The organism is Citrobacter sp. CK199, assembly GCF_030333285.1.
GTDB classification, from domain to species: domain Bacteria; phylum Pseudomonadota; class Gammaproteobacteria; order Enterobacterales; family Enterobacteriaceae; genus Citrobacter_B; species Citrobacter_B koseri.
Window position 1 is genome coordinate 73,992 of record NZ_JAOWGF010000027.1, and the last position, 13,419, is coordinate 87,410.

A 13,419-nucleotide genomic window follows, 5' to 3' on the forward strand; every position below is an offset into this window, starting at 1 on the left:
CCGTGCTTACCAGTAGTGCTCAGCGGTCATGTGCCCAGGACGACGACGCAGGTGTTTGGTCATGTGCCGGGTCTCCTTCAGCAGCTGTTGCGTATCACGCACCATCTGCGGATTTCCGCACAGCATCACATGGCTGGTCTCGGTGTCCATCGGTAAACCGACCGCCGCTTCCAGCGCGCCGCTTTCAATCAGCGCGGGGACGCGCCCGGTAAGCGAGCCTGCGATGGTTTCCCGACTGACGACAGTTTGAATGCGCAGCTTGCCTTCGTAGCGCTTTTGCAATTCCAGCATTAACGGCAGGTAACTTAAATCAGCGGCGTAACGCGCGGCATGCACCAGCACCAGGTTGTTAAAGCGCTCCAGGTCCTTACCGAGTTGCAGAATCGACAAATAAGGGCCAATGGCCGTTCCGGTCGCCAGCATCCACAGGGTGTCGCAGTCAGGCACTTCATCCAGAACAAAGAACCCCGCCGCTTCACTCACCACCTGTACTTCATCGCCAGGTTTAAGCGCCGCCAGACGTGGGCTGAGTTTGCCTTCGGGAACCGTCACCAGGTAAAACTCTAAATCGGGATTATCGGGCGCATTCACATAGGAATAGGCGCGTTGTACGCGTTCGCCATCGATCTCCAGTCCGAGCTTGGTAAACTGGCCTGCGGTGAAGGGATGAACGGGGGCGTGAACGGTCAGACTAAACAGGGCGTCGGTCCAGTACTGTACCTTCGTGACTTTTCCTGTTACCCAATCTGCCATGATCTTCTCCTGTCTGCTGCAATACCCTTATCTTCGTTTGTTGAACGAAAGATTTCCAGCCCCGAAGGGCCGGAAGGCTCAATCGAACAAATCAGTTACAGGATATGCGCCTGCACATCCGGGTCTTTGCGATCCAGATAGTGGATGGACTGAATACGGCGGATAGTGCGCGATTTGCCGCGAATCAGCAGCGTTTCGGTGGTAGCGATATTGCCTTTGCGGCTAATCCCCTCCAGCAGATCGCCTTTGGTGATCCCGGTGGCGGAGAAGATGACGTTATCGCTGCGCGCCATTTCGTCCAGACGCAGCGCTTTACCGGCGTCAATGCCCATAGCTTTACAGCGTGCCAGCTCCTGCTCGCCAATGCGGCGGTTCTCTTCGCTGTCGCCTTTGACGTCGTGACGCGCCAGCAGACGGCCCTGCATGTCGCCATCCAGCGCACGGATCACCGCTGCGGAGACAACGCCTTCCGGCGCACCGCCAATGCCGTACAGCACGTCCACTTCACTGTCCGGCATACAGGTCAGAATAGAGGCCGCCACGTCGCCATCAGGAATGGCGAATACGCGCACGCCAAGCTGCTGCATCTCTGCAATCACCGCGTCATGACGCGGTTTGGCCAGAATCGTAACCGTCAGTTCGCTGAGTGGTTTGCTGAGGGCGGCTGCGATGTTGCGCAGGTTGTCCGCCAGCGGCAGATTCAGGTCGATAGATCCTTTAGCGCCCGGCCCGACGATCAGTTTTTCCATGTACATATCCGGCGCGTTGAGGAAACAGCCTTTGTCGCCGACTGCCAGAACCGCCAGCGCGTTCGCCTGGCCCATCGCCGTCATACGGGTGCCTTCGATAGGGTCGACGGCGATATCTACCGCATCGCCACGGCCGGTGCCGACTTTCTCACCGATAAACAGCATGGGCGCTTCATCAATCTCGCCTTCGCCGATGACAATGGTGCCGTCAATATTGACCTGGTTGAGCATAATACGCATGGCGTTTACCGCTGCGCCGTCAGCGGTATTTTTGTCGCCGCGTCCCAGCCATTTATAGCCAGCCAGCGCTGCCGCTTCCGTTACGCGGGAAAATTCGATGGCAAGTTCTCGTCTCATAGCAAACTCGTAGCAGAAAGGAATGGCGCGAAGTGTAGCACAGGGGAGGGTGGGAATAATTGATATGCTCGGGGGTAGATAACTTGCCGGGTGGCGGCGTTGCCTTACCCGGCCTACACAAGCATGTAGCCTGTAGGCCGGATAAGCGAAGCCGCCATCCGGCAGATCAGTATTACTCTTCGTGGTCTTCCCACGCCAGGGCGCGTTTGACCGCTTTTTTCCAGCCGCTGTAACGGAAGTTACGCTCGGTGGTTTCGATGCCTGGACGGAATTCACGCTCGATGACCGCTTTTTCCTGCAACTCATCCAGGTTCTGCCAGTAACCCACCGCCAGACCTGCCAGATACGCCGCACCCAGCGCCGTTACTTCGCGCACTTCCGGGCGCTCAACGCGCGTACCAAGAATGTCTGACTGGAACTGCATCAGGAAGTTGTTGGCAACCGCGCCGCCGTCAACGCGCAGGGCGTGCAGGCGAATACCGGAGTCCGCCTGCATCGCTTCCAGCACGTCGCGCGTCTGGTAAGCGATCGATTCCAGCGTTGCACGGATGATGTGGTTGGAGTTTACGCCACGGGTCAGACCGAAGATGGCGCCGCGCGCATACGGGTCCCAGTACGGCGCGCCCAGACCGGTAAAGGCCGGAACAACATATACGCCGTTGGTATCTTTCACTTTGGTGGCGAAATATTCAGAGTCGAATGCGTCGCTAATGAGTTTCATCTCATCACGCAGCCACTGAATGGATGCGCCAGCCATAAACACCGCCCCTTCCAGCGCGTAGTTCACTTCGCCGGTCGGGCCGCAGGCGATGGTGGTCAAAAGTCCGTTTTCGGACTTAACCGCTTTCTCGCCGGTGTTCATCAGCATAAAGCAGCCGGTGCCGTAAGTGTTTTTCGCCATCCCCTCTTTGACGCACAGCTGGCCGAACAGCGCCGCCTGCTGGTCACCGGCGATCCCGGCGATTGGAATACGCGTGCCGCCTTTACCCCCGATGTTCGTCTGGCCGTACACTTCTGAAGAACGACGCACTTCCGGCAGCATGGCGCGCGGGATATCCAGCGCATCCAGCATTTTGTCATCCCAGTCCAGGGTATGGATGTTGAACAGCATGGTACGTGAGGCGTTGGTGTAATCCGTGACGTGTACGCGTCCCTGCGTCATTTTCCAGATAAGCCAGGTATCCACCGTACCGAACAGCAGTTCACCGCGACGTGCGCGCTCACGGGAGCCTTCTACGTGATCGAGAATCCACTTCACTTTGGTGCCGGAGAAGTACGGGTCAATCACCAGACCGGTGTTGTTGCGGATGTAATCTTCCATGCCGTCACGCTTCAGGCGTTCGCAGATTTCGGCGGTACGGCGGCACTGCCAGACAATCGCGTTATAAATCGGTTTGCCGGTTTCACGTTCCCAGACGATGGTGGTTTCACGCTGGTTAGTAATACCGATTGCTGCGATCTGATCGGAACTGATGTCTGCTTTCGCCAGCACTTCAACCAGCGTTGAGCTTTGGGTGGCCCAGATTTCCATTGGGTCGTGTTCTACCCAGCCTGCTTTCGGGTAGATTTGCTCAAATTCACGTTGCGACACGCTAACGATATTCGCATCGTGATCCATCACGACGGCGCGGGAGCTGGTGGTGCCCTGGTCGAGCGCAACGATATATTTTTTCTCAGTCATAATTTTTTTGTCCCGTAGTCACATTACAGCGAAGCTTTTTGTTGTGCGGTAGTGGTGGTGTCCTTCTCTTCAACCACGCAAGTATCACACGGCAAATGGCGGCCAATCAGTTTACGATAGGCGAATGCGCCCAGAATGGCGCCCGCAATCGGGCCGAACATCGGCACCAGGAAGTAAGGAATATCCTTACCGCCAGTCAAGGCAACGTTCCCCCAGCCAGCGAGCCAGGCGAACAGTTTCGGGCCGAAGTCACGCGCCGGGTTCATCGCAAACCCGGTCAGCGGCCCCATAGAAGCGCCAATTACTGCGATCAGTAAACCAATGAGCAGAGGAGCCAGTGGGCCGCGCGGTACGCCGTTACCATCATCGGTCAGCGCCAGAATAAGCCCCATCAGAATAGCGGTAATTACCATCTCAACCGCGAAGGCTTGCACAAAATTGATATGTGGATTTGGATATGTTGAGAAAGTGCCAGCCAGATCAACACTTTCGATACTGCCACGGACGATGTGGTGCGTTTGTTCAAAATCAGCGAAAAGATTGTAGTAAAGCCCGTAAACTAATGCCGCTGCGCAAAACGCGCCGGCAACTTGAGAAATGATAAAAGGAACAACTTTGCGTTTGTCGAAACAGGCAAACAGCCACAGTGCGATTGTTACGGCTGGATTTAAATGTGCGCCGGAGACACCTGCTGTCAGGTAGATAGCCATCGCCACCCCCAGACCCCAGATGATACTGATTTCCCACTGACCGAAAGTAGCACCTGCTACTTTAAGAGCAGCGACACAACCCACACCGAAGAAAATCAACAACCCAGTACCGAGAAATTCAGCAATGCACTGGCCTTTTAAGGTTGATGTTTGACTCATAATCGGATCCTGAAGAGAGTTTAATGTTTATTGTTTGCGAAGAGGTCACTGACGCCTTCGATGCCTGTAGGCATACTGTTAATTTATCGTTAACGAGCAAAAACGAGAAATATCGAAATCAAAATGTGTGTACTGCGTCAATAAAATGAGCGTTATCGCGCCATGAAGCGCGTTTTACGACAAACCAGGAGTGTGAGCTGAATCATTTCATTAACCAATATGTTAACACTTTAGAGTTATGTGAGTTATGTCACCAGGACAAGGATGAAAAGTGTTGCAAACCGCAATCTACGCGGTATGTCGCTGGACAGGGATGGCGCGGCTTCATACAATCGGCACTATATATTGTGCGCGTTTACGTGAAGCGTCGCCTTGCAATTCAGGAGAGGTATGGCCATGTCATTAGAAGTGTTTGAGAAACTGGAAGCAAAAGTACAGCAGGCGATTGATACCATTACGCTTTTGCAGATGGAAATCGAAGAGCTGAAAGAAAAGAACAACAGCCTGGCGCAGGATGTACAGTCTGCTCAGCATCAGCGTGAAGAGCTGGAGCGTGAGAACAACCATCTGAAAGAACAGCAGAGCGGGTGGCAGGATCGTTTGCAGGCGCTGCTGGGTCGTATGGAAGAAGTCTGAGCCGTAGCGGTGTTGGCTGCGCTCAGCGTTGTAGGCCGGATAAGGCGTAAGCCGCCATCCGGCACTGCAATATCGCCTGATGGCGCTACGCTTATCAGGCCTACAGTCGGCATCGTTTATGAGCGGCAACGCAATAAAAAAGGCACCTTACGGTGCCTTTTTTGATCACTCGATATCAAGTGGGTCTTCGGAGAGGATTATCCCTGTATTGTCGGCGTAGAGATGATCGCCGGAGAAGAAGGTCACGCCGCCAAAATTGACGCGGACGTCGCTTTCCCCGATTCCTTCACCTGCGGCGCCTACCGGAATCGCGGCAAGCGCCTGGATGCCGATATCCAGCTCTTCCAGGTCGTCTACCTGACGCACCGCGCCGTAGATGACCAGCCCTTCCCATTCATTTTGCGTAGCCAGACGCGCCAGTTCGGCGTCGACCAGCGCGCGACGGACAGAACCACCGCCATCGACCAGCAGAATGCGACCACGGCCATTCTGTTCGAGCAGATCGTAGAGCAACCCGTTGTCCTCGAAACATTTTACCGTGATGATTTGTCCGCCAAACGACGACCGTCCTCCAAAGTTAGAGAACAGTGGTTCCACGACGTTGACATCTTCCTGGTAGATGTCACAAAGCTCGGAAGTATCGTATTTCATAGGCTTAACGTTCAGTTGCTGCGAGAATTTTTAGTATATCGCGCTATGCGTACTGTTTGCAAAATCATCAATTGTTCATTGATATTTGTCAGTTAAACCGCCCACTGGCTTAAGAAAATCCCGACGACAAACAGCAGGTTAGTCAACAGCGCGGCTTTAACGGTACGTTCCAGCATCGGGCGCATCGCAGCGGGTTCCATTTCGCGCATCACATAACGCGCCTGTTTAATCAGTAACGGTGCGGCCAGGATGAACAGCCATCCCCACAGGCTTTGCAGCGAAATCAGGTTAAACAGCGCCAGGCAGACCAGTGAACCCATCAACAGGCAGGCGTGATAACGACGTGCGTTAACCGCGCCTAAACGTACCACCAGCGTGTTTTTACCGTTTTCTTTATCGCTGTTGATATCGCGCAGATTGTTGATGTTGAGCACGGCGGTCGCCAGCAGTCCGCAGGCGGTAGCAGGTAAGATAAGCGCAGGAATGAGCGTATGCGCCTGTAGATACCAACTGCCCATTACGCTGAGCCAGCCGAAGAACACCAGCACGGAAATGTCGCCCAGACCAATATAGCCGTAAGGACGGTTCCCGACGGTGTAGGTAATCGCGGCGATAATCGACAGGCCGCCCAGCACCAGGAATCCGACAAAATCCGCCAGCGTATGACATGCGACAGCCACCAGCGCCAGACCGGAGAGGCAAATCAGCGCCACGGTAATGATCAGCGCCCGCTTCATCTCCTGCCGGGTGATCACCCCTTTTTGCATCCCGCGCAGCGGCCCGATGCGGTCAGGCTTATCACTGCCTTTGACGGCGTCGCCATAATCGTTGGCAAGGTTCGATAAAATTTGCAGCAGCCCGGCGGTGATTAACGCCAGCAGCGCAACCAGGGGATCGAAGTACCCTTGCCACCATGCCAGCGCTGTACCGACGATGATTGCCGCAAACGCGAGCGGCAGCGTTTTCGGTCGTAAACTTTCCAGCCAGGCCTGGGAGCGGCTAATTTGTTGTTGTTCAGTCATATTTAGCGCCAATAAAAATGGGGCTTTTCAGCCCCATCAACAGTGATGAAAATGCATTGAACGCGATTATAGGATAAAACGACTCAGATCTTCATCTGCGACCAGCGCATCCAGATGTTTGCTCACATATTCCGCATCAATTGTTATGCTCTGACCATTCAGATCGCTGGCATCATAGGAGATATCTTCCATCAGACGTTCCAGAACGGTATGCAGACGACGCGCACCGATGTTTTCGGTGGTTTCGTTTACCTGCCATGCCGCTTCGGCAATGCGTTTGATGCCGGACTCGGTAAACTCGATGTCCACGCCTTCGGTCGCCATCAGCGCTTTGTACTGAACGGTAACGGACGCGTTCGGCTCGGTGAGAATGCGTTCGAAATCTTCCGTCGTCAGCGCTTTCAGCTCAACGCGAATCGGCAGACGCCCCTGCAACTCAGGGATCAGATCAGACGGTTTCGCCACCTGGAACGCGCCGGAGGCGATAAACAGGATGTGGTCGGTTTTCACCATACCGTGCTTGGTAGAGACGGTGCAGCCTTCTACCAGCGGCAGCAGGTCGCGCTGTACGCCTTCGCGGGAAACGTCCGGGCCAGAGGATTCGCCGCGTTTACAGATTTTGTCGATTTCGTCGATAAACACGATCCCGTGCTGTTCAACGGCGTCGATGGCTTCCTGTTTCAGCTCTTCCGGGTTCACCAGTTTGGCCGCTTCTTCTTCAATCAACAGCTTCATCGCGTCTTTGATTTTCAGCTTACGCGGTTTTTGTTTCTGGCCGCCCAGGTTCTGGAACATGGACTGCAACTGGCTGGTCATCTCTTCCATTCCCGGAGGCGCCATAATTTCAACGCCCATCGGTGCGGCTGCGAGATTGATCTCAATTTCTTTATCGTCGAGCTGGCCTTCACGCAGTTTTTTGCGGAATGCCTGGCGCGCGGCGGACGGCTCTTGCTGTTGCTCAGCCTGACCCCAGTTATTTTTCGCTGGAGGGATCAGCGCGTCGAGAATACGCTCTTCCGCCATTTCTTCTGCGCGGTAGCGGTTTTTCTCAATAGACTGAACGCGCACCATCTTGATCGCGGAGTCGGTCAGGTCGCGGATAATGGAATCCACTTCTTTACCCACATAACCGACTTCGGTGAATTTTGTCGCTTCAACTTTGATGAACGGCGCGTTGGCCAGTTTTGCCAGGCGACGCGCGATTTCGGTTTTACCTACGCCGGTCGGGCCGATCATCAGAATATTTTTTGGCGTCACTTCATGGCGCAGCTCTTCGTTGAGCTGCATGCGGCGCCAGCGGTTACGCAGTGCAATCGCCACGGAACGCTTGGCGTTGTCCTGGCCAATGATGTGCTTGTTCAGTTCGCTGACGATTTCGCGTGGGGTCATTTCAGACATGGGAGATCCTTACGCTTTAGACGGTAATTCTTCAATGGTGTGGAAGTGGTTGGTGTAAATGCAGATATCGCCTGCAATATCCAACGCCTTTTCAGCAATTTCGCGGGCGCCCAGTTCGGTATTTTCTAGCAGTGCGCGTGCCGCAGCCTGAGCGTAGGGACCACCGGAGCCGATAGCAATCAGATCATTTTCCGGCTGTATGACATCGCCATTACCCGTGATGATCAGTGAAGCGGTTTCATCTGCGACGGCCAGCAGCGCTTCGAGCTTGCGTAGCATACGGTCAGTACGCCAGTCTTTCGCCAGTTCAACGGCGGCTTTGACCAGGTGGCCCTGATGCATTTCCAGTTTACGCTCAAACAGTTCGAACAGCGTGAATGCGTCTGCCGTTCCCCCTGCAAAGCCCGCAATGACTTTATCGTTGTACAGACGGCGAACTTTCTTCACGTTGCCTTTCATTACGGTATTGCCCAGTGTGGCCTGACCATCACCGGCGATTACCACATGGCCGTTACGGCGTACGCTTACTATTGTTGTCACGAGCAGACCCCTTGGTTACAAATGCAGAATACAGGCCCCGCACGCGGTACGGGGCATAATGCAAATATAAATGGGGGGGATTTTGGGGGTTTCAACCCCCGGAGGCGAGTCGAATGCAGTTTGTGTGACCCGCCATCTTCAGGCGGTTAAGGGTGCTGTCTGCATTCTCTTTGCCTTTGACTGGACCGATGACCACACGATTCCACCCGTTGTTGGTGGTGATTTTGGAGTCAAAGCCTTCAAAAGCCAACTGGGCGCGCACGGTTTCCGCTTGCTCGGCGCCTTTGAAGGAGCCGCATTGCACCATCCAGCGACGTTCATCTTTCTTCTCTGCCGTCTGTTTTGGCGCTTCAGGTTCACGCGCGATCGGCGCGGCCTGCTGCGTTTTAGGCTGAGAAGTCGTGGTGTGCGCAGGCGTCTGCAACAGGTCCTGATAAGGCTGCTGGGATGTCGTCTGCTTCGGCTGCTGCGTCTGGCGTGGCTGCTGTGCAGGTGCAGTCTGCGCCGTACGCGGTTGCTGCTGTGGCTGTTGGTACGGTTGCTCCGTCACGCGTGGCTGCGTACGCGGCTGTTGAACCGGCTGGGTGTTAGCCCACTGCTGCTGTTGTACCTGCTGCTGTGCCTGACGCTGGCGCTGCAATGTCTGCTGACGCTGTTCAGGCGTCTGTTCGTTCCACGGCACTTCGTTAAGCTGGGTCGGCTGCTGGCGCATATCCGCCTGCATTTGCGCCAGTAGCTGACGCTGCTCGCTGGTGAGCTGCTCCGGGTTCATCACTTCGCCGCCCGCAGAAGGCTCGGTTGGCGCACGCACGCCCGGCTGGCGGCTTTCCAGCTCTTTAATGTAGCGCCAGCGCTCTTCCGGCTTCGGCGGCAGCCCGTTGCCGGTCACTTTCTGGCTTTGCAGCGTTTCGGACTCTTCTTTTTTGTGATGAGTAATGAAGTACAGACCCCCGATAAAGGCCACAAGGACAGCCGCCGCAATAGCGACCATTGCGGGTGAAACCGCAGGCGTGTTGCGTTGCTTTTTCCGTGAGGTGCTCTTTTTGCGCCGCGAAGGTGCCGGTTGACCGCGACGTACATAATCTCGTTGTGCCACTATCGTTTCGCTGTATTTATTCGTTCGTCAGCCCGCCATGTTACTTAAGCGGCGGGCTTTTGACCAGATAGGTGAGTCTTAAAGGTTTAAGTTAAGGCTCGCGTCGAACCACGAATAATTAACTCGCAGTCCAGCAAGCGCGAGCCGCTGCTGACATTTTGCCCCTGTAACTGGTCGAGCAAGAGCAGCATTGCTTCGCGCCCGATATCGAAGCGCGGCTGTGAAACCGTCGTCAGAGGCGGGTCGCAAAATTCCGCCAGCGCAATGTTATCAAAGCCAATGATGGACAGATCGTCAGGGACTTTCAGACCATGACGTTTGGCCCAGGAGAGCGCGCCGAGCGCCATAACGTCGCTGTGACAGAACACGGCGGTCGGAGGCTGCGGAAGCGCAAGCAGCTGTTGCAGCGCGTGACCGCCCGCCTCGTAGGTGAAATCGCCCCGGGCGATATAATGCGGGTCGACGGTAATGCCGCAGCGACGCAGCGCCTGCACATAGCCTTGCAGACGGTAGTGGCACAGCGGCATCTCCTCTGGCCCGGCAATGCATCCGATACGCTGGTGCCCCTGTTCATGCAGATAATTCACGGCGTTAAAGGCCGCAGTCAGGTTATCAATATGAACGGTAGGCAGCTCCAGCTCCGGCGCGAATTCGTTGGCCATCACCATCGGCGGCAGATTTCGTTGTTCTTCAATGCTGGCGTCGAACGGCAGGCGTGAACCGAGCAATAACATGCCATCAATTTGTTTGGTGATGATCAAATTGATAAAGGTCTTTTCTTGCTGATTCTGGTGCGCGCAGTCACCAATCAACACCAGATATCCGTGGCTTGCGGCGGTAACCTCAATGCCCCGGATGATTTCACTGAAAAAGGGATCACAAATATCCGGGACGATCACCAGGATGGTGCGTGATTCATTCCGTTTGCTATTTCGCCCCATTGATTGCGGTAAATATCCCACCTCCATCGCCGCCTGTTCAACCCGGTTACGGGTCGACTGGGAGACTTTATCCGGGTTCATTAACGCACGGGACACGGTTGCTGTTGAGACTTTCGCCTTCATAGCAACATCTTTCATTGTAGCGGCAGCAACCTGTTTCTTCGGTTTCACACTCTCTCCTCGCCTGGGAAATCAGGCGCAGAACTATCCTTGTTTAACTCACATCGAAAACATTTTTATCAGATAGTTAATGGAAGCGGTTACAGAATTTTCATAAAAAGTGTGATGGATATTTAATTTTACGATCCGCCTCGCATCGTGACCCGTTATCCCTCAATGGGATCGACATCCAGCACCCATTTAACCTTGCGGGATTCGGGTAGCGTATTGATGAGCGCCAGCGTGCCGCTGACGATATGTTGCAGACGAATTCGCGACGGATGCTGCAACAAAATTTGCCAACGGTAGCGGCCGCCGCGTTTTGGCGCGAGCGCAGGCACCGGGCCTAATACCCAGAGCTTGTCATCCGCAAGCGGGCTGGCCTGAATCAGATTACGCAGCTGTTGCAGGAACACCGGCGCCTGCTGGTTGTTATGATCTTCCGCCCGCACAATCACATGGCTGGTCCACGGCGGAAGTTGCAGCGTTTGCCGCTCGGCCAGCGCCTGTTCAGCAAAAGCGTCATAGCCTTTGTGCAGCAAGGTTTGCAGCAAAGGGTGCTCTGGATGGTGGGTCTGCAATACCACCTCGCCCTGTTTTCCGGCGCGTCCGGCGCGGCCGGAAACCTGAGTGTAAAGCTGGGCAAAACGTTCCGCCGAACGGAAATCCGCCGAGAACAGCGCGCCGTCAACGTCCAGCAGCGCTACCAGGGTGACGTCCGGGAAATGGTGCCCTTTCGCCAGCATTTGCGTGCCGATCAAAATGCGCGCGCCGCCGCGATGGACTTCCGCCAGATGCTGCTCCAGCGCGCCTTTACGGCTGGTGGTGTCGCGGTCGATGCGCGAGACCGGCACGCCGGGAAAGAAGGGCGCCAACGCCTGCTCAAGCTGTTCTGTCCCTAACCCAACCGGCACCATATGCGTGGAGCCGCAGGAAGGGCACTGACGCGGTATCGGGCGCTGGCTGTCGCAATGGTGGCAGCGCAGGTGGTGTTGTGCCTGGTGCAACGTGTAATAGTGATCGCAGCGCGGACATTCGGCAATCCAGCCGCAGTCGTGGCATAACAGCGCAGGAGCAAATCCCCGGCGGTTAAGGAAGAGAATGACCTGGTTATCTGCCAGCAGGTGCTGATGCATACGGGCGATAAGCGCGGGAGCCAGCCCGGCCTGGATCTTCTGGCCTTTTAAATCCAGCACATGCTGGAGGGCAGGGCGTGCGTTGCCTGCCCGGCGCGTCAGGCGCAGCATGCGGTACTTTTTTTGTCGCACGTTGCATAACGTCTCCAGCGCCGGTGTTGCCGAGCCGAGAATAATCGGGATTTGTTCGCTGTGAGCGCGGTATACCGCCAGGTCGCGGGCGTGGTAACGCCAGCCTTCCTGCTGCTTATAGGAGCTGTCATGCTCTTCGTCGATCACAATGACGCCGAGGTTTTTAAACGGCGTAAACAACGATGAGCGGGTGCCGATGACAATCGCCGCCTCGCCGTTTTTGGCTTTCAGCCAGGCTGAGAGACGTTCGCTGTCATTTAACCCGGAGTGCAGAACTTCGACGGGGGCGTTGAAGCGCCCGCGAAAGCGGGCGATGGTTTGCGGCGTCAGGCCAATTTCCGGCACCATCACCAGCGCTTGTTTGCCCTGAGCGAGGACGTTTTCCAGTACGCTGAGATAGACCTCTGTTTTACCGGAACCCGTAACGCCCGCCAGCAGCCAGGCAGAAAAGCTGTCCGACGCGCTGTGGATGGCGCCAACGGCGGTGGCCTGTTCGGTATTGAGACGCAGCCGATCGCCACAGACGGCGTAATGAGTGCGCCAGTCGCTAAAGCCGGGCGTTTCGCTCGCCAGCTCGCACAGTCCTTTTTTACGCAGCGCCTGGAGCGCCGCGTCATTAAATTCAAGATCCGCCACCTGGTCGCGCCAGATCTTCCCCTGCCGCAGCGCGGCCAGCGCCTGTTGCTGTTTAGGCGAACGCTTCAGGCTATTGAGATCGATAGCGTGGCCGTCTTCGGTGGCAAACCAGTACCACATCGGCGCGTTGCTGGCGGGTTTCCCCTGGCGCAGCAAAATCGGCAGAGCGTGAAACAGAACGTCACCCATTGGATGGTGGTAGTAATCCGCCGCCCAAAGCAGCAAACGCCAGACGGAGGGGGAAAAGACCGGCTCGCTGTCCAGTACCTCAACGACCGCTTTCAGTTCGTTAAGCGGCAGTTCGCTTTGCTCGCTGACCGACACCACAATCCCGACGCGTTCCTGCTGTTTGCCAAACGGCACGCGCACCCGACACCCGGCTTTGACGGTCATGCCTTCCGGCAAGAGATAGTCAAAGGTGCGGGGTAGCGGAACGGGCAAGGCAACGTGCGCGACGGGCATGTAATCATCCTGGCTGACTTGAATTCTGGCGGGTTAGTATACACATTGTGATGAGGGAGCGCGGATCAGTTTGCATACGCTGGTCAAATTCTGTATGATTCGCCGCCTTTGATACACATTTGTATCATCGACCTATACTATCAACATCGCGTGGTGTCTGGCGTTAGGGCTGGAAGAGCGACGCGGCCTTAAACCGAGGTT

General features: G+C 55.6%; 12 protein-coding genes. 1 reads left to right on the forward strand and 11 read right to left on the reverse strand.

The genetic code is table 11. From position 1 onward, the window contains the following. Positions 1–6: 6 nt before the first annotated feature. The 4 genes from fpr to OGX75_RS14300 all read right to left on the reverse strand — a co-directional run bounded on the left by fpr (position 7) and on the right by OGX75_RS14300 (position 4,409). A complete protein-coding gene (gene fpr / locus OGX75_RS14285) occupies positions 7–753 on the reverse strand; it encodes a ferredoxin--NADP(+) reductase (protein WP_012133874.1) in 747 nt (248 codons plus the stop codon). Positions 754–848: 95 nt separating this feature from the next. Next, a complete protein-coding gene (gene glpX / locus OGX75_RS14290; RefSeq protein ID WP_012133873.1) occupies positions 849–1,859 on the reverse strand; it encodes a class II fructose-bisphosphatase in 1,011 nt (336 codons plus the stop codon). 172 nt (positions 1,860–2,031) lie between these two features. Continuing rightward, positions 2,032–3,540 carry a glycerol kinase GlpK gene (gene glpK / locus OGX75_RS14295; protein WP_012133870.1) on the reverse strand — a complete coding sequence of 503 codons (1,509 nt, stop codon included), beginning with the start codon at positions 3,538–3,540 and terminating at the stop codon, positions 2,032–2,034. Positions 3,541–3,563: 23 nt separating this feature from the next. Continuing rightward, positions 3,564–4,409 carry an MIP/aquaporin family protein gene (locus OGX75_RS14300; RefSeq protein ID WP_012133869.1) on the reverse strand — a complete coding sequence of 282 codons (846 nt, stop codon included), beginning with the start codon at positions 4,407–4,409 and terminating at the stop codon, positions 3,564–3,566. Between the two features lie 390 nt (positions 4,410–4,799). Between OGX75_RS14300 and zapB the strand changes: the two genes are divergently transcribed. Continuing rightward, a complete protein-coding gene (gene zapB / locus OGX75_RS14305) occupies positions 4,800–5,045 on the forward strand; it encodes a septal ring assembly protein ZapB (RefSeq protein WP_012133867.1) in 246 nt (81 codons plus the stop codon). 165 nt (positions 5,046–5,210) lie between these two features. On the opposite strand, the gene rraA is transcribed toward zapB, so the two are convergent. The 7 genes from rraA to priA form a co-directional block, all read right to left on the reverse strand. Beyond that, positions 5,211–5,696: a ribonuclease E activity regulator RraA gene (gene rraA / locus OGX75_RS14310; protein ID WP_012133864.1), complete on the reverse strand. Its 486-nt coding sequence runs from the start codon at positions 5,694–5,696 to the stop codon at positions 5,211–5,213. Between the two features lie 92 nt (positions 5,697–5,788). Next, positions 5,789–6,718 (reverse strand): 1,4-dihydroxy-2-naphthoate polyprenyltransferase, encoded by a 930-nt coding sequence (gene menA, locus OGX75_RS14315; RefSeq protein ID WP_047459819.1) that lies wholly within the window; start codon positions 6,716–6,718, stop codon positions 5,789–5,791. A 66-nt stretch (positions 6,719–6,784) separates the two neighbouring features. After that, positions 6,785–8,116 carry an ATP-dependent protease ATPase subunit HslU gene (gene hslU / locus OGX75_RS14320; protein WP_012133861.1) on the reverse strand — a complete coding sequence of 444 codons (1,332 nt, stop codon included), beginning with the start codon at positions 8,114–8,116 and terminating at the stop codon, positions 6,785–6,787. 9 nt (positions 8,117–8,125) lie between these two features. Then, positions 8,126–8,656, reverse strand: a complete 531-nt coding sequence (gene hslV, locus OGX75_RS14325; protein ID WP_012133860.1) for an ATP-dependent protease subunit HslV — start codon at positions 8,654–8,656, stop codon at positions 8,126–8,128. A 91-nt stretch (positions 8,657–8,747) separates the two neighbouring features. Beyond that, complete coding sequence (ftsN, locus tag OGX75_RS14330; RefSeq protein ID WP_024130660.1) at positions 8,748–9,752, reverse strand: cell division protein FtsN; 1,005 nt, start codon at positions 9,750–9,752, stop codon at positions 8,748–8,750. Positions 9,753–9,838: 86 nt separating this feature from the next. After that, positions 9,839–10,864, reverse strand: a complete 1,026-nt coding sequence (cytR, locus tag OGX75_RS14335; protein ID WP_012133858.1) for a DNA-binding transcriptional regulator CytR — start codon at positions 10,862–10,864, stop codon at positions 9,839–9,841. Positions 10,865–11,019: 155 nt separating this feature from the next. Then, positions 11,020–13,218 (reverse strand): primosomal protein N', encoded by a 2,199-nt coding sequence (gene priA, locus OGX75_RS14340; RefSeq protein ID WP_286450886.1) that lies wholly within the window; start codon positions 13,216–13,218, stop codon positions 11,020–11,022. Positions 13,219–13,419 lie beyond the last annotated feature (201 nt).

Bases quoted from the DNA above. Each gene is read 5' to 3' on its own strand.
- fpr (WP_012133874.1), bottom strand. From the start codon at position 753: ATGGCAGATTGGGTAACAGGAAAAGTCACGAAGGTACAGTACTGGACC.
- glpX (WP_012133873.1), bottom strand. From the start codon at position 1,859: ATGAGACGAGAACTTGCCATCGAATTTTCCCGCGTAACGGAAGCGGCA.
- glpK (WP_012133870.1), bottom strand. From the start codon at position 3,540: ATGACTGAGAAAAAATATATCGTTGCGCTCGACCAGGGCACCACCAGC.
- OGX75_RS14300 (WP_012133869.1), bottom strand. From the start codon at position 4,409: ATGAGTCAAACATCAACCTTAAAAGGCCAGTGCATTGCTGAATTTCTC.
- zapB (WP_012133867.1), top strand. From the start codon at position 4,800: ATGGCCATGTCATTAGAAGTGTTTGAGAAACTGGAAGCAAAAGTACAG.
- rraA (WP_012133864.1), bottom strand. From the start codon at position 5,696: ATGAAATACGATACTTCCGAGCTTTGTGACATCTACCAGGAAGATGTC.
- menA (WP_047459819.1), bottom strand. From the start codon at position 6,718: ATGACTGAACAACAACAAATTAGCCGCTCCCAGGCCTGGCTGGAAAGT.
- hslU (WP_012133861.1), bottom strand. From the start codon at position 8,116: ATGTCTGAAATGACCCCACGCGAAATCGTCAGCGAACTGAACAAGCAC.
- priA (WP_286450886.1), bottom strand. From the start codon at position 13,218: ATGCCCGTCGCGCACGTTGCCTTGCCCGTTCCGCTACCCCGCACCTTT.